At 41.7% G+C, this 17,327-nt stretch carries 13 protein-coding genes; all 13 read right to left on the reverse strand.

Annotation, left to right across the window (positions count from 1 at the left end; genetic code table 11):
* Positions 1-5: 5 nt before the first annotated feature.
* The 13 genes from F1644_RS05730 to F1644_RS05790 all read right to left on the reverse strand — a co-directional run bounded on the left by F1644_RS05730 (position 6) and on the right by F1644_RS05790 (position 17,320).
* On the reverse strand, positions 6-884 hold the full coding sequence (locus F1644_RS05730; protein ID WP_118304761.1) for a carbohydrate kinase family protein: 879 nt from the start codon (positions 882-884) through the stop codon (positions 6-8).
* Positions 885-1,041: 157 nt separating this feature from the next.
* On the reverse strand, positions 1,042-2,130 hold the full coding sequence (locus tag F1644_RS05735; protein WP_147344478.1) for a TlpA disulfide reductase family protein: 1,089 nt from the start codon (positions 2,128-2,130) through the stop codon (positions 1,042-1,044).
* 13 nt (positions 2,131-2,143) lie between these two features.
* Positions 2,144-2,641 carry a TlpA family protein disulfide reductase gene (locus tag F1644_RS05740; RefSeq protein ID WP_118304763.1) on the reverse strand — a complete coding sequence of 166 codons (498 nt, stop codon included), beginning with the start codon at positions 2,639-2,641 and terminating at the stop codon, positions 2,144-2,146.
* A 67-nt stretch (positions 2,642-2,708) separates the two neighbouring features.
* Positions 2,709-4,139, reverse strand: coding sequence for a PKD-like family lipoprotein (locus tag F1644_RS05745; protein ID WP_118304764.1), 1,431 nt, complete (start codon positions 4,137-4,139; stop codon positions 2,709-2,711).
* A gap of 28 nt (positions 4,140-4,167) precedes the next feature.
* On the reverse strand, positions 4,168-4,878 hold the full coding sequence (locus F1644_RS05750) for a DUF4843 domain-containing protein (protein ID WP_118304765.1): 711 nt from the start codon (positions 4,876-4,878) through the stop codon (positions 4,168-4,170).
* A gap of 17 nt (positions 4,879-4,895) precedes the next feature.
* Positions 4,896-6,392 (reverse strand): RagB/SusD family nutrient uptake outer membrane protein, encoded by a 1,497-nt coding sequence (locus tag F1644_RS05755; protein WP_118304766.1) that lies wholly within the window; start codon positions 6,390-6,392, stop codon positions 4,896-4,898.
* Positions 6,393-6,413: 21 nt separating this feature from the next.
* Positions 6,414-9,662 carry a SusC/RagA family TonB-linked outer membrane protein gene (locus tag F1644_RS05760; RefSeq protein WP_158571903.1) on the reverse strand — a complete coding sequence of 1,083 codons (3,249 nt, stop codon included), beginning with the start codon at positions 9,660-9,662 and terminating at the stop codon, positions 6,414-6,416.
* A 137-nt stretch (positions 9,663-9,799) separates the two neighbouring features.
* Complete coding sequence (locus tag F1644_RS05765) at positions 9,800-10,960, reverse strand: FecR family protein (protein WP_118304768.1); 1,161 nt, start codon at positions 10,958-10,960, stop codon at positions 9,800-9,802.
* Between the two features lie 64 nt (positions 10,961-11,024).
* Positions 11,025-11,588, reverse strand: a complete 564-nt coding sequence (locus tag F1644_RS05770) for an RNA polymerase sigma-70 factor (RefSeq protein WP_118304769.1) — start codon at positions 11,586-11,588, stop codon at positions 11,025-11,027.
* A 388-nt stretch (positions 11,589-11,976) separates the two neighbouring features.
* Complete coding sequence (locus tag F1644_RS05775; RefSeq protein WP_118261169.1) at positions 11,977-13,065, reverse strand: thioredoxin family protein; 1,089 nt, start codon at positions 13,063-13,065, stop codon at positions 11,977-11,979.
* Positions 13,066-13,119: 54 nt separating this feature from the next.
* The gene (locus F1644_RS05780) at positions 13,120-14,766 is read right to left on the reverse strand and encodes a PKD-like family lipoprotein (RefSeq protein WP_158571905.1); all 1,647 of its coding nucleotides are present in this window, start codon (positions 14,764-14,766) and stop codon (positions 13,120-13,122) included.
* Between the two features lie 17 nt (positions 14,767-14,783).
* Positions 14,784-15,713 carry a DUF4843 domain-containing protein gene (locus F1644_RS05785; protein WP_158571907.1) on the reverse strand — a complete coding sequence of 310 codons (930 nt, stop codon included), beginning with the start codon at positions 15,711-15,713 and terminating at the stop codon, positions 14,784-14,786.
* Positions 15,714-15,724: 11 nt separating this feature from the next.
* Positions 15,725-17,320 (reverse strand): RagB/SusD family nutrient uptake outer membrane protein, encoded by a 1,596-nt coding sequence (locus F1644_RS05790; RefSeq protein ID WP_118304771.1) that lies wholly within the window; start codon positions 17,318-17,320, stop codon positions 15,725-15,727.
* Positions 17,321-17,327 lie beyond the last annotated feature (7 nt).

Genomic DNA, 17,327 nt, shown 5'->3' on the forward strand with positions numbered 1-17,327 from the left:
CAGAATTAAAGCCACCCTTTCAGCTCATTGGGCAACATCGGCATTGCCCCCGTCTGACTACAAACAAAAGCGGAAACCTCCACGGCAAAACGATGAGCCTCAACCATTGATCTCCCTTTCAAAACCGCAGCACAAAATGCTGCTGTGAAAGAATCCCCTGCTCCCACCGTGTCTGCCACCTTCACATGAGGGGTATCCAGAAATGACCGTATATCGCCCGCAAACACGTAACTTCCCTGCACCCCACACGTAAGTATCAACACCTCCAGATCAAACCGATCCATCATCTCCCTACACCTCTTTTCTACCGATTCTTCCGACAATTCTAATAAATCGGATAAAATAACCAATTCTTCATCATTCAACTTCAATATATTACACCGGGCCAAAGAATCTTTCAAAACCTCTACCGTGTAAAAATGCTGACGAAGATTTATATCAAAAACTTTATATGACTCCCCGGACATGGCCTCCAAGAATCGGTTCAACGTTGTACGAGTTACCACATTCCGTTGAGCCAGAGACCCAAAACAAACACAACGAATCTGACAAGCCAATCGATCAAGTTCCGGGGTGTACGGTACGTTATCCCACGCCACGCCCTGTTTTATTTCGTAACAAGGAATCCCCTCTCCATCCAGCGTAACTTCAACGATACCCGTCGGGAAAGGCACCCGCTCCACCCAATAGCGTAGCCCCTTCCCGTTAAAATTTTCCAGAATCTCATCTCCCAACACATCTTCCCCCACAGCACTCACCACCCGGCTATCAAAACCGAATTGCGACATATGATAAGCAAAATTAGCAGGAGCCCCGCCAATCCTTTTTCCTTCCGGAAACACATCCCAAAGGACCTCTCCGATTCCCACGATAATATCATTCATCATCACGTGTATTTAGTCATAAAATGCATATACAAAAGAAGGCAATTGATATGAAAAAACAAACAGAACTACGGATAAGTTTTAATACCCTCATGATGACGGTGATTATTCAAATAAGTCAACCGATCCTTACAAATCAGTTGACTTTTATCATTCTTTAAAAGGACAATTGTTTAATAAAAGAAATCATACCCTCCCCCCGTAATTTATTCGTTACAATCTTCCCTTCAGGATCGATCAAAAAAATCACAGGAATTCCACTCACATTATATTCTCCAGCAACGCCTCCATCAAAAGCTTTCAGATCAGACAATACAGGCCAAGGCAAACTCTCCTTTTTCACATCTTCCTCCCACAATTTCCGTTCTTTATCCAAATTTATCGTGAACATATGAAATTTCTTCCCTTTAGTCAGATCATATACTTGTTTCAAATAAGGAATCTCCAACTTACACCACCCACACCAAGAGGCACTAAATTCCAATAAAACATAGTTACCCTTGAAATCAGACAAACGATACTCTTTTCCATCAATATCTTGCAATACAAAATCATACGCATCGTTACCAGACTGAACCTTCTTTGCTTGTTCCAAAGCTTTCTCGCAATATTGAGTATAAACACTCTTTCTTGCATCCGGAGTAAGTCCATTTATAAAACGTTCCATATTTTGAATATCTTCACTCTTAATCCACTCACTCGCAAAATAAGGCAAAACCAAACTGTTTGAATAATTAATCCGCTCAACTAAAAAACGCAACAAACGTCCGGACCAAACACTCGTTGAATCCTCCAACCTTTTATACAATTCCGTATCCGTTTTAAATGCCTCATTTTTTTGTTTCTCGAATTGCCCACAACGTATCAACAACTCTCTAGAGTCCCGACTAATCGCTATAAACTCTTCATGTGACTTACTCCCGGTCACTTTCATATCTCTGTAATGACCGTTTTCCACATTTAACTTGATTTCCGAGTTTTCCAGAAACAACTCATATCTTCCTAAAAAATCTTGAGGAATGAAATAAATCAATCTTGGAGATTCCACCTTTCCCCGATACTCAAATGTACCATCTTTCACCTCAATCGTATCATTCATCCACGCATCATTACCCGGAATAATCTCCCGAACAAATAATTTTGTCCCCGAATATCCCGTTATAACCCCTCGTACAACAAACCCCTCATCCTTTTTCTGACACGCATAAAACAATATCAAGATAAATAAATAATAGCTATATTTCATCTTCAATAACAGCTTAATCAATACCTTCTAATTTCATCAATGTCTCCAAAGTAACCTTTTGAGAAGGACGTGTCATCTCTAGATTAACAATTTTTCCTTCCTTATCCAACAGAATAAACCGAGGAATACCTTTAATCCCATAAGCTTTCATAAAAGTTTGATCTCCTCCCGTGTTCACGTGAATTCCTTCTAATTCTTCATCCTTCACCATCTGTTTCCATTTCTCCACGTCTTTATCGCAAGATATACTTAAAAAACAAATATTCTTTCCTTCCAGTTTTTTTTCCAACTCTTTTAAATAAGGCAATTCTCCCCGACAAGGAGTACACCAAGTAGCCCAAACATCAATATAAACATATTTTCCTCTCAAATCCTTTAAACTTACCGTCTTTCCGTTCACATCCTTATATTTGAAATCAGGAGATGTCATTCCGGCTTTTAAAACCTCTTCTTTTTGAGCAAAAACTGTCATAAACATACAGCAACACAAAAACAATCCTATTACTTTCATCACATTTTTCGATTTTGAAAACAATACCTTGGGAGCATGAACTCCCAAGGATTGTTCATATTATTAATTAATATTTCTCAAGAATATCTACCGGAGCCCCTCCAACTTCCGAGTAAGTCGTTAGAATTTCTCCCGTAACAGCATCCAACACGTAAACATCCCCTTTAAATTCACCCTCTCGTCCGGAATCCACTCCCACATATAAAGATTTACGATTATTCGATAATTTCAACATCGTAATCTTACCTGTAGTCGGTAACTTATTACTCAAGACTGTCGGTACTGACGTCATACTTCTCACATTCGATTGATAAATAACCATCCCACTATTAAAAAGCACCCGAGCTGTAGCATCACAAACGACAACTTTACTTTCCGGAGTAAACTTATGATTATCTAGGGTCACCACTTGCTCTTCTGTCACCTTCGCAAAATCCTTCGCATGAGAGGCAACCACCTTTGCAACATTCGACTTTGGATCATAAAAAATAGAAATACACTTCCCATAATCCCATTGTCCCAATGCAAATAACGGTAAACCAATTATCGGCTCTCGAGCTGTTACAGAATTCATTTGGTCACGATCCGTGGATGCACTTGATTTATTTGCAAAATGCAAGAAACGACCGACTTTATTGTCATATCCCAAGAAATATCCCGTCTGCCCATAAAACAAAGTATATATTAAACAAATATCGGAAAGTTCGTAATCAATCAGCTCTTCAGAAATCGTTTCAAGAACAGGAACAGGGGAAGGTGAACTAAAAAAATCATTTCTACTTTTATAAACGTACACCTGCCCTTTTTTACTAATCATACAGCCAAAATCTTCATCGTCCACATGATCCGTGAATTTACAGAATTTTATTTCCAAAGCAGATTCTGGTACAAGCATTGTCTCACCATCATACTTTTTCTTTTCTTCCATTCGTTGTTTATCCAATCTATAAATTGCTTTTGATGTTGTCACAGTAACATCTGCATCCATCGAATAAGGTTGTTCCAAACTCAAAGGCTTACCCGCAAACAAATCCCCCCAATGCAAGAACTCACTATCCTCGCCCTCCGGACGGAAAGAGAGCATACTTTCTCCATCCTGTTCCGAGAGTACAAGCAATCCTCTGTTATATGCAGTCACAACTTTCAACTCGAACTCTTGAAAATAACGAACATTTCCATTCGTATTTGTTACAACATACCTACATTTATAAGCATCGTCAGCAATATTTACATCTACACTGTAATCCAGATTTCGTTCGGTCGAAACGGCACGCCCATCTATCTCCCAACGATAAGCCAAAGAATCATTTTCATGTAATGAAAATTTCAATTCTGGAGCAATTCGCAAATCTTGCCATTTCATCCGTTCGTAACTTTCCTGAATACCAGATATACTAATCTCATTAATCGCCTTATAATCATAATCTCCTTTGTCCTCGTAACAGGAAACGCACCCAAAAGTTATAATTATATATACAACAGCTAATATTTTTTTCATACGTTCTTCAATTAATTTAACTAGATGCTTATAAATCACAAGTTACCCGCTCATTGGTTATCGGATCAATAATTACATTATTATTAAAATAATCCTTGATCTGCAAACAATAATATTGTCGATAGGATTGGGAAGAACTTTTATCCATACTTCCTGTTAATTCAATCCATTTCTCATATTTCATATAATGATAAGCTCCCAACCATCCGCTTACAGTATACCACCATTCAGGTTCTTGCAAAAAATCTGTTACCACCAATTTAATCCGGGAATATTCCACGAAACCAAGCTTAAAATCTTCTGTTTCCTGCAACGCAAACATGATCTTCTTACTCAAAACCGTCTTCAAATGTTCCCGATTTACAATAACGGGAAAAGAGTCAATCCCCACGTTCTTCCGAAAAACATATTCCGGTTTCAATGTTTCAAAATCAATACCCTCTACAGCCGTAGAACTATCTTTCACGACAGTCACCACGTAACGCTTATCTATTTCCGTACGTTCACCAACTCGTTTCACTTTCATCCAACACGTATCCTGTAACACGGAGGCCGGCTCCCCGACCATAGAAAAAACAACACTATCCAACTCATGCCCCTCTACACCCAACCCATACATATACTTCGGAAATACAAAATAGATTCGATCATCACCCTTGAATTCAAAAGTGGGATCTTTTTCGCATGCTTGACTCATACAAGCCAATATAATCACTACAAAAAATATTATTCTACTCATAACTTCACGCTTTACAATTATTTCCAAATTTCAGACACTCGTTCTCCATACTCGATCTCGGCTTCCGGTAAAGGAAATACCAATCCTTTATCATCTTTGCGAATATTCAGATTCAAATTCAACAAAAAAGATTCCTTCACCAACCGTTTGAAAATAAAGAACAACTGTCCGTCTCCCATAAACTCTTTCCGATACTCCTTAACGATCGTTTCCATCACCTTATCCCGGCTGGAAATCTCTGTCAGAGGACACGCAATCCCCCGAGATACCATAATTTCTTCCATCAATTCGTAAGCTTCTCCCGGCTTAGCCTCTGCAGCAATATAATACATTTCAGCCAAACCTAACATCCGAATTTTTTGTTTGGAATTCTCGTAATCGGCATGATGTTTCTTCAATAAAATATGCTGGCTATTCCCCTCGTCTTGCTCTGTAAGCATATACCGGAAATCATTTACCTCTGTCCCGAAAATAGAGGCAATATCCCGAACCCGGAAACGTTTTGTAAAAGTAGATGCGGGATAACAACAAGAAGTATAAAATGCATCCACCTTCGTAGAGAAAAGAGCAAAAACAAATTCATCAGAAAAAAGAGCATCACGTTGTTTCACTTCATTGGAAGGCTTGATAAAATCATCTCTCTGAATCAAACGAAATTTACCGGAAGAAATAACCTCTTTAGCATATTGATAAGCTTTTTCAACATCATCACCTTGGGCCCGATCTATATAAACTCTTGCCAACGTTGCCAACACCCCGTAATAATTCATCCGATACTTGCGGTTTTCCAAGAAAGTGGAAATATAATATTGATCATTATTTTCCGTCACGTCTTCCGATGTTCCATTTTCCTTCTGGTTCTCAAGAAATTCGGGAGGATTGGTACGAATCACATCATTTTTAAGTGCTTCTTTAGCCGCCTCCAGATCAATAATAATATCTTCAAAAACTTGAGCAACAGTCAACTGAGGCTCTATATCATTAGAATACAACCTTTTGTAAGGAATTGCCAAATAATCCGGCTTGTCCTTAATATCAGGAGCAAAAATACGCAACAACTCGTAATGCAAAAAAGCTCTAAGTCCCAAACATTCTCCACGCAAATAGTAATAACTGTCAAATTGTTCAGGAGTCACATCTTCTAAATGCTTTAATATATTATTTGTCAACACAATACAATAATACAACCGTTCCCACACGTAATCCATAATCCCCGTACATAATGGATTCTGGTACTCAAAAGTCTTGAAATACTCATAATCACTTCCGGGAGCAACATCAAAAGTCTGGGCCACAAGATCCATTGTCAATGGTAAAGATCCACCATACAACTCATTCTTCCCCATATTAACATATACCCCATACAGGGCATCCATATACCCTTGTTCAGTAGCGAACATCTGATCCTCGTTCAACTCCGACTCTGGCCGAACGTCCAGCCAATTATCACACCCCCAGAATAGCACGACACCTAAAACTATTCCCAAGGCCTTTAAATGTATCTTTAATTTCATATCCTTGAATTTTTATTATTACTACAATTGGGCTGACAATGAAAAAGTAAACTGACGAGAGAAAGGATAACTCAATCCCCGTTCTTCCTTCACGGTAGAAAAACGTCCGATGTCACTCATATTGAACGAAAAACGCAAACCGTTAAGACCTATTTTTTTACAAATATTCTTTTTCAAATCATATCCGAGTGAAACACTGCCTATGCTTAAATGATTATAATCCTGTACAAAACGAGTTGTTAAATTGGAAACATCCTCTTTCAAGGCTATATTCTTAAAGAACGTCTTATCACCCGGCTGTTTCCAACGATCTTTCAATACCCTGCGATCCGCATTATTATTCGGGTCCACCCCTTCCACTCTCTCTGCCAAAGTCGAGTTATATGTTTTTGCCCCGTATTCAAAACTCAAAGAAAAATTCAAACTGATACCCTTAAAACTCAAGAATGAATTGACACTTCCCCGGAAATCCGGCATAGTACTTCCGCAAACCACTTTATCCCGGTAATCCCAAACTGTCGTGTAGGTTCCATCCTTTTTCAAAAAGACCTCTTTCCCCGTTTCCGGATCAATTCCCAATGAAGGTACAGCCTTTAACGCCTCTGTTGATTCACCCTCCTCGTACAAAGGAACGGGCTTTTTCGTTTCCTCCTGATTATTCTCCTCGTTCTTCTTGCCGAGAGCATTACTAATTTTCGTGATCTTATTTTTACTATTGCTCGTACCAAAACTCAATGACCAGTATAAATCCCGTTTCGCATTCCGAAGAATCTGGGTCCGTAAACTCAACTCCCAACCTTGATTCTTCATCTCTCCGATATTCTCCGTGTAAGTTGCGAACCCCAAAGAAGGCGGAATACTCATATCCAGCAACAAATCTTTCGTTTTTTCCCGGAACAGTTCTGCTGACATCGAAAAACGTCCTTCACAAAAATCAAGATCCGCCCCTACATTAAAGCTAAATTTTCGCTGCCATTTCAAATTATCATTCCCGAGAGCTTTTATATCCGCCCCCACACCATGCATATAAATATTATCCTTATCATATATATACATCGTTTGTGACTGGTAAGGACTAAACTCCACGTTCCCCGTATACCCCACAGAACTTCGTATCTTTGCCTGTGTTAGCCAACCTTGTTCTCCCCAGAAATGCTCATTATGAATATTCCAAGCAAAACCTGCAGACCAAAAAGGAGCAAAACGATCTTTTTTACCAAACTTCGAAGAACCGTCCGTACGATAAGACAAATCAAACATATACCGATTATCGTAAGCATAACTTGCGTTGGCAAAAAAACCGACTAAACGATCTTCTTCCACTTTCCCGGAAGGTTTCGTGTTTACCTCGTATTGTGATGCGAAATCCAGATTTGTCAGATTATCATTTAAAAAACCCTGTGCTGAAAAATAAGTTGAACGATTTTTATTACTCTGCATATTCAAACCGCCGACAAGGGTAACCATATGCCTATCCCATTGATGATAGAAATTCAAGACAAGATTACCATCCATCGAATTTGTCCTTCCCGATGTCGATGAATAAAATCCTTTTTCGTTATTTTCCTTCTGTAAATACCGGCTATCTTTCGGTGAAATAAACCTATCCGCATCATTATTTCCAAAAGAATACGAAAAACGTCCTGTCAAACGCACCCCTTCAACAATATACCACTCAATATCAAAATTATTCGTGTAAGACGTACTTTCCGTCTTATCGTAACTATTCAAGTGAGCATCAACCAACGGATTAGGATTCCCATTTGACAAAAGATAAATCCATCTTCCTTTCTCGTCTTTTGCCCGCTCGTACGGGTTCAATTTCGTGTATGTACTGAACTCCCCGTACGGAGTCTTTTCTGATTTTATCTGATTGACTGACAAAACATTTCCAATACGAAACTTACTGGCGATATTGTAAGTCCACGTGAAACTTATACCAAACCGATCACGAGTTGATCCTTTCATCACCCCGGGATTGGCCCCGTAATTCAAATTCACCCCGTAACGAGATCTCTCATTACCACCACCCAAAGACAAGGAATGAGTATGCCGAAAAGAGGTCTGTAAAGGTTGAGACAACCAGTATGTATTCACGCCACGCTCAACCTCTTTATGCCTCTGCTCGTACAGCTTGTCCAACTTCATTTGATTAGCCACATTTCCTTCCGAATCTTTATACACCCCGGCTAATTCTTCAAACTGAAGTTTCTCGGAAGCGTTCAACAAATCGTAATCTGTTAAATCTGGTGCCTCGATCGTTGCATTAAACGAATAACTCACGGATAATTTCCCTTGTTCCGGCATCTTGGTTTCAATCACGACAACGCCATTGGCTGCTCTCGAACCATATATAGCGGTAGCTGACGCATCTTTCAGAATCGTAACCTGTTTGATTCGTTCGATATCAGTGTCAAATACTTGTTCTATAGATATCTCATAACCGTCCATGATAAAAAGAGGCTGATTCGATTTACCTTCAAAACTCGATTTCCCACGAATCAAGATTTCCGGTACGGCATTCGGGTCTGCCCCGACCTCCTTGTTCTCCACGATCTGGAAAGAGGGTTCATAAGCAGACAACGCTTTAAACAAATTTGTCGGACTGATTCGTTTCAACTCTTCAGCCTTTACCACAACGGCAGACCCCGTGTAAGAACTCTTGGACTTCGTAAAATATCCCGTTACAATCACCTCCTCCATACTCTGTACATCCTCTTCCAACTCAACATTCAAAGGTTTATTATTAGATACTTTTACCTCCTTCGTAATCATCCCGACAAAAGAAAACTGAAGAACTAAATTATTAATTTCAGGAACCGAGAAACTAAATTTCCCATCAACATCACTCACACACCCAACCTGAGTTCCTTTGATAACAATCGTCACCCCGGGCAAAGGAAGACCTGCTTTATCTTTAACAACACCCCTTACTACCACGGGTTCTTTTTTGGTACTATCAAGCACAACCAAAACTTCATCCTTGATCACCACCACATCATTCATGATCGAGAATGTCAACCCGGTACCTTTCAACACATTCTTCAAAGCATCTTCAAGAACATCATTTTTAATATTTACCACTTTTTTCTGCTCATTCCTTACTTTCTCCACGCTGTAGAAAAAGCGAAGGCCTGTTTGTCGCTTTAACTCCTTCAATACCTGCTCAAGAGTAACATCCTCCATCGACAGGGAAACTTTTTGCTGGGCATATCCCGTTGCAGACACCCCGAAATGCAAAACAAACATAAAAAACAAACATAGCTTCATCACTACCAAGCATTTTTTCAAATGAAAGGGCACAGCTCGCCCATAGAAACAATTTTTTTTCATACCTTTGTAATGTTTCATTAATTTATTAATGTTCACCTGATAAATACGGGTCCAGTGCCAACAAACACCCGTATTTATTTTTTATCGATTATAATCGTTTTTCCTTCTGTCTTAAATTTTACATCCCCACCCGTTTCAATAAAACTCAAAAATATACTTATACTCTCGTAACGTTCCAAGTCACCCGTGAAATGAAACTTCTTCACGGCAGGATTCGCGTAAACTACATCTATATCATACCATCGGCACAACGTCCGCATAATATCTTCCAAAGCAACATCTTCAAATACATATTTTCCCTCTCTCCACCCGGTATATTGCAACGGATCAACTTTTCTCACCTCCACCGGAGACGACTCTTTTTCCAATACTTGATAACCCGGGTTCAAAGTTACTTTCTCCCTCGTGTTCCCCGAAACATACATCACCTTCCCGGTCTCCAGCGTGGTCACCACTTCCCGTTCATCCTCGTAGTCCCGAACATTAAAACTCGTTCCCAACACCTCTACCGCCCCCATGGACGTGTGTACGATAAAAGGATGCTTTTCATCCCGCTTTACCTGAAAATACGCCTCTCCCTTCAGATAAACCTCTCGCATATCACCCGTGAAATTAACAGGAAACCTCAATTCCGTCGCCGCATTCAACCACACCTTTGTCCCGTCGGCCAATTCCAGCCTATACTCGCCCCCTCTTGGGATTGACACCTTGTTATACATCACTTTAGCCACCGTCTTTTCAGCATTTGCCGTGTAAACAAGTGCCCCGGAATCAGAATGTAACACAGTCCCATCGCTCTCCTCGATCTTACGATTAGCCTGTTCCAACACAATTTGTTGTCCATCCGCCAACGTAACCACAGCTCGACTTTGTCCCGGCTGGATCGCCTCAGCCATGATCTGCACGTTCCCACTCTTTGGCTCCGGCTCCCGCCCGAACCACCAACCGGCAACAACCAACACGACAACTGAGGCAGCAATCGATGTCCACCAGATCAAGCGACGATTTCTTCCTCCCAACTGTTTCAGCGCTCTGAATTCCCGATAAGCCTCCTTCCCGTCAAATACCTCCTGCTCCTGTAAGCGGGCGATGATCTTCTCTCGATCCAAACCTTTCAATTTATAAGTAACCAACAAAGAATCCAGCTCCCGCTTTTCCTCCTCGTCAGCTAATCCAAGCATATCTTTATAGAATAAATCGGATATTCTCCCGTATATATTCAAATCGTTCATCATCTTTTGAAACTTATTTTATCTATAAATCCCAAAAAACAAAAACGGGTACCTCAAAAATACATTTTTAACAAAAAAAGATAGCAAATAAAAAAAAGTCTGATTGCATTGCCTTCTTGATAACAGCGTAAGCCTCCTTTTTATGCTTTTTGACCGTGTTCAACGAAATATTCAATTCCTCACTGATCTCCTCGTTCTTCATCTTCCTCATACTCATCAGTATCACTTCCTTGCGTTTCGGGGGCATTTCGTCAATCACGTGTCGTAACTTACGTATAACTTCCTCGAAAACAACCGCAGACAAAGATTCGGATTCCATTTCTTCCGTGAAAAAAGCCCACTCTTTCAAGCGTTGATCTTCCCGTCCCTTATCCCGAATCTCTTTCAAGCAATTATTGTTCACCATCCGGTATAGATAGACATTGAATGCAGATATATCATCAAAATGAAGTGGGGTTTCCCACAACTTAATAATCGCTCCCTGCACCAAATCCGCCGCCTGTTCCTGGTCATTCAAGATTTTCATGGCATAATGACAAAGAGGCGAGTAATAATCCATGTAAATTCTCTCCCATGCCCTGGCATCCTTCATGTTGACACCTTTGATAAAATCTTGAATTTTTTGGTCCATTCCTAAAAGAATTTGGAACACAACTTACCATGTCCGTTACAAACTTACGCAAAAAGGATGGAATTATCGAAAAAAATTAGAGGAATGATAACGAACAACTGAATATTAGATAGTTATATAAACCATACAAAGATAAGGTTTAACTGAAAAATTAGTACAACTATTGGGGCCATTCCATTTCGCTATCGATGACCGTGTTTAATATGCTTTCCACCAACGGGGCACACTATCTTTGCTCTACAAGGACTTACCTGAATTAAGTTACACCAATATCTTGTTTTCGATTCTTTCAAAGTCAAATGCTTGTTCCATATAAAAACCGTGTCAGCAAAGAGACACTACTAACTTTGCCGACACAGTTTAAATTACAACCTTACACGTTGTCTTTCTACTTTTTTATTCTCTCCTCGATCCCGTCCAACATCCGTCCGGCAAAAGAAATAATCGCCGGAGGCAATATGCTCAAATTCGCCCGGACAAACTCGGCCATCTGCTGTAAAATCTCTTGATCTTCCGTTTGAACCAATCGCGTAATATTCATAATCAACAAATTGCGTCCCACATCACTCAACGCACCCATATTCTCTCGACACAACTTCAAAAAGGCAGCATCCCCCTCCTTCACACGCCCCTCGATTAAACGAAACATCGGCTCGTACTTATTCTTTTCCACCAATCCCAACTCCTGAATCTTCCGCTTCAAGGCCTGGTAATTTTCCTCCTTGTACGCTCCTTCCCGAAAAATATACCCAGAAAAATAACGTCCAAGCTCCGAATGATACAATTTCTCAACCTTCTCATGAATCAACTCCCGAACTGAAACATCAAATTCATCCCGGTGGTCCACCATGAAACCGGACTTCTCATCCGACAAATCCAACGTGTAACGAGTAAACAAAAAAGAATTCTGAGGCTCCAACCGTTGTGTTTCCGTTAAAGATGCATAATAATCATTCACCACTTTAAAACCCTCCGGCTCCTTCTTTTGCTCCATCAAATACAAGGCATAACGATTCACCAAGTCCGGCGTACGTTCACCGGCGGCATACCGTGCGGCCAACTGATCCGGGGCACACCCAGGAGTCAACGCATCCTCCATGCGGGCGATAAACTTATCCGCATTCATCGATCCCTTCAACTCCACCCGCACCTTTTCATCCGTGTCCACCACGATAAAAGTCGGATAAGCTGAAACACAAAAACGTTTAGCCAACTCTCGTCCCTCCTTCTCTGCATTCAACTTTAAACAAACAAACTTAGCGTTGAAAAAATCCCCTACCTGTTTCTGCGGGAATACATCACGAGCCATCACTTTACAAGGTCCACACCAATCCGTATAGAAATCAACAAACACCAATTTACCTTCCCGCTTCGCCGTTTCGATCGCCTCTTTCCACGAAAGAGCCCTGAATTTAGTCTGAGCAAAAGTCGTCATCCCCACGACTAAAATCATCATCAACAACATTAATCTTTTCATCTCATCAAATTAATTTAAACACCCCGGACCTTCCTGCTCGGGGGCATTCAGACTCTATTTATTCTCTCCCACTTCCGGTTCTTCCTCCGCCGGATCCTCCCCGTACTTCCATTCCACGTCCTTTATCTTCATCGTCACCGGAAATCCTACCTCATCATCCACTGCCAATATCGGAGTTTGTGTACCGTCAACACCCATATACTTCAACTCACCCTTTTGACTTCCCTCATCGTATGTTGCAAGCCAAAAAACATTCATCCCTTTCATAATATCAGCATCAATACAGCAAATATCAGCCCCCATATCCATCGAAGTCACCGTCTTGTAAGCATAATTATAAGCATACAAGGTTGCCCCTACCGAATACAAAACAACTTTTCCACTGGAAATAAAAGTATAGTGCGTCGCTTTATCAAAATCAACAGCCACCGTTTTATCGATCGTGAAACCAGCACTTTTAACCGGATCATAAAGCATGGTTCCGAAAACACTTTTCGATCCCGGTCGGAATTCATAAACATAATAATTAATATCCTCACCCTCCTTATCTTTCATCAATGCCACGCAATTGCAATAATTATCCATTGTCGAATTCCGCAGATTCTCCCCGTACACAATAGTCCGTCCATATTGATTCCAAGGGAACGGATCTCCTTGTTTATCTGCCAATTTCTGACATTGAGTTGCATTACTACCGTAAACCGCATTCGGCTTCACGAAACACTCTCCATCCATATCATAAAAAAGAGGATAAATGTTACCGGTAGGTCTTGTCCCTAATTGCACGAATGCCATGGGATACGGTTTGAAAAACTTCTTATCCCCGTAATGATTCATCGCATTGACATAAGTTTCACTATTATCATACCCGATCGTTGTCATATAAATAGCGCAATCCGTCACGACACCTCGACTAGTATAACTCCGCATCGTATTTCCTAACGAATAATTCACATTAGCCTGACGCGGGAACATATCGCGGATTCTCGGCGTCTCTCTCGACACTTCCTGTTCCTCTACTGCCGAAAATTCATGGAACTCTGCTACAGGCCAGAAATTATTTCCCCACGTCAATCTAAAATCCCGATCATCAGTCATCAAATAAAGCTGAACTGCAGGAACCTTAACACTTCTATATCCCGTAAAAATCAAGCCTCTTGCCCCTTTCAAATGCAATTCCGAATTATCGAATATATTCTCAATAAACACAAGCGTATCGCCTTTCCCCTGCCTTGGTTTACTCACCACCATATCCATTCGTACCTCCTTATCGGGCAACTCTCCCAACACTAACCATCCCTGTGTCAACTCACTGAACACGGTAACCCCCGTACTCGTAATCCACTCCAATCCGGTACTTTTGTCTATCACTTGGAAATAAAGCGAGTAACTTCCCGGGTGAAAAGAAACCGGCCATTCCAAATCCTTGCTCGTTCCTACCACCGTGTGTTCATGCTCTTTGCCGGAACAGAAAAACCACTTGTACTCATAATTTTCCTCGTTCTCGCCATATATATCTCCCTTCACGGTCGGGTGAATTCTCAACGTGTCTATACCTTTTTCCAATGTTTGGTTAGCCTCTTCATTGGCAAAAGTAATCGTTACCCCGTTCAAAGGTGTGTAATCATAATTTCCCTTATCCTTCACGTCACAAGCCTGCCATGCAAACAAGGATAACAGTAAAAATAATCTATATTTCATATCTTTCCCTCTCATATCTATTCTTTCGCTTGAGGTTTATAATATTGTTTCACCAACTCTTCCGGCAACGTATTTTCATTCCACCAACTTATACCGGGCACCCACATCATCTTGCCATTTCCTTCCAACATCCACTCTTCCCAACCATCGGCATCTCCCGCTTGAAGCCTGTAGTATCCTTTGTTGAATCGAGCTTGCAAATCTTTCATGGCAATACTTCTGATTTTCGTTCCGCGTCCTCCCTGAGTCATTGCCGACAACTGCTCGAAATGAGCTTTCGTATATCCGGTTACATCCATCAAGTACTGATACTTATCCGGGGAAAAAGTCCCGAAATAGGAGGAATACTCGTTAGCTCCCCAACCGGCAGGTCTTTGCAAAATATTATTGAAAAATACGTCATGCAGTGCCGGATTTCCGCTCGTGGCAAACTGCGTTTTCGTATCATTCCAACGTCCCGGAATATTTCCCACCTCCGAAAAAGGCAACGTAAAATATTCTCCCGGGTCTATACGAAATTGAATCCGGGCCGTGTCCCTTGTCAAGCGGGCCGTTTTGAAAACCTTCAACGTCACGTACGTGTGATTTTCGCCCGCTTTGATTACCTGTTCCTCGGAGAAATCCGCATACTCCTCTTCCGGAATGGCTGTCGTACTGTCTGCCACGATCTCCACCCGGAACGGACGATCATAATCCTTCACGGAACCGGCAATCCCCACTTTCATCGTGATATCCGCCTCCTCCGCCTCTATCGTACCGAAAGAAACGTACGTGTAATTTTGTCGAGCCCACACGCTCTCGTCCCCGTGAGCCGCCCCGTATTGCACATCAAAATAGATCCCGTCTAGCCCCTCGTACTCCATTACCTCTTTCTTCTCGCAACTTGCCAACAAAAGCCCTCCTATTGCGAGCAGGAATATCATTAAACTACAATTATACATTTTCATAATCATCTCTTTTAATTGTTAGTCGAACCACGCTTGTTAATCTCCACGTCCGGTAATGGCCATTGATAATTGTCCGTCAACATCTCATACATACTGCCAAGCTTCGAACCGTCCAAAAACTTATCCATATTCAGGCGTTTATAATAGAAAAACAACTGTCCTTCTCCCAACACCTCGCGGGCAAACTCTTTCGTCACCAACTCCTTCACCCCATCCATGGAAGTAGCCTCCAGCGCCATGTGGCAATTTCGATGCTCCCGAATAGCCACCAAATACTCCAAAGCCTCTTCGGGCGTAGCCGCACACTCGGCAGCAATCAAATAAGCCTCACTCAATCGAATCAAAGGAATCATGTACAGGTAAGTCTCCGTCCCATCCAATTCCGCCTCACGCCCGGCATCTGCGTATTTCAACAGATAGAGCGAACCGCTTCCACTCGAGCCGCCTTCCTCTTCATTTCCTTCTTCTCCATCGCCCCCTTCTTCTCCATCACCACCCTCATCCTCGGACGAGGTTTGTACCGCCCACATCAATGTCGAACGCCAATCGTTATTCGGGTCATCAAATAAAACCGAAAGCTGTGAATTAGTAGGGTTGGTTCCCCAAAAAGCCAATCGGGATGTCTTCGGCAAAGCCCCCGTGAAATAACGCGAATCCAATTGCGAACGCTTAGAATGGTATATGGCGAAAAACACCTCGGAAGAGAACAGCAAGTCGTTTTTATTGTCAGCCTCCACTTGTTCCTTCGTCGTCCACGGAAAAATCATCTTCTCCTCATCCACTTGATTCCGTTTGATCACCTCCTCCGTGGCAATACGGTAAGCGGTCGACTTATCCCCTTTCCACAAATACGCCCGAGCCAAAAGCGTCTGCACCGCAAAATAATTCAAACGCAACTGACGATAAGTAAAATCCGCCCGTTCCAATCCGTCATCCGAAGTCACGGCATTTCCCACGCCAGTGGTAAAAACGGGGTCGTTGTCTTTCAACAACTCGCTGGCAGCCTTCAAATCCTCAATCACCCGATCCACAATATATTCCGCCGAACGCAACGGAGAGATCTCGCGATTCGCATCCTCTTGGTAAGGAATCGCAGTCGTCGACTTCGTATTCTCGTTATAAGAAGGTCCGTAAAGACGCAACAAATCGAAATGCATCATCGCACGCAACGCCAACGCCTCCCCCTTCACGATCGGATAATACTCCGAACGCAAAGCGGACCCCTCCTCGTCGCAATGCTCAAGCAAATTGTTAACATTAGCAAGCAACGCATACATCTTCGTCCAGATGTTATTGGATTTCGTCTTGAAAGCTTCATCCTCGTACTGGTAATTGGCAAACACTTTGTAAGTGTGGTTACCGTTCACCATATCATAATACTGTGCCATCACATCAATAATCCCCACGCTCAAATCATCCCCGTACACGTCAATCATCCCCATATACACCCCGTTCAAGGCAGTCATAAACCCGTTGTTCGTCGAGAAGAGAGCATTCTCCATGATCTTGTCGCTCATCTTCACGTCCAACCAATCGGAACAAGAAGTCGTCGGCACCGCCAAAACACCGGCCATCGCCAACACCTTAAATATCCTTTTTATCTTCATAATTACA

Origin of the sequence: Butyricimonas paravirosa (genome assembly GCF_032878955.1) — a bacterium.
Taxonomy (GTDB): Bacteria; Bacteroidota; Bacteroidia; order Bacteroidales; family Marinifilaceae; genus Butyricimonas; species Butyricimonas paravirosa.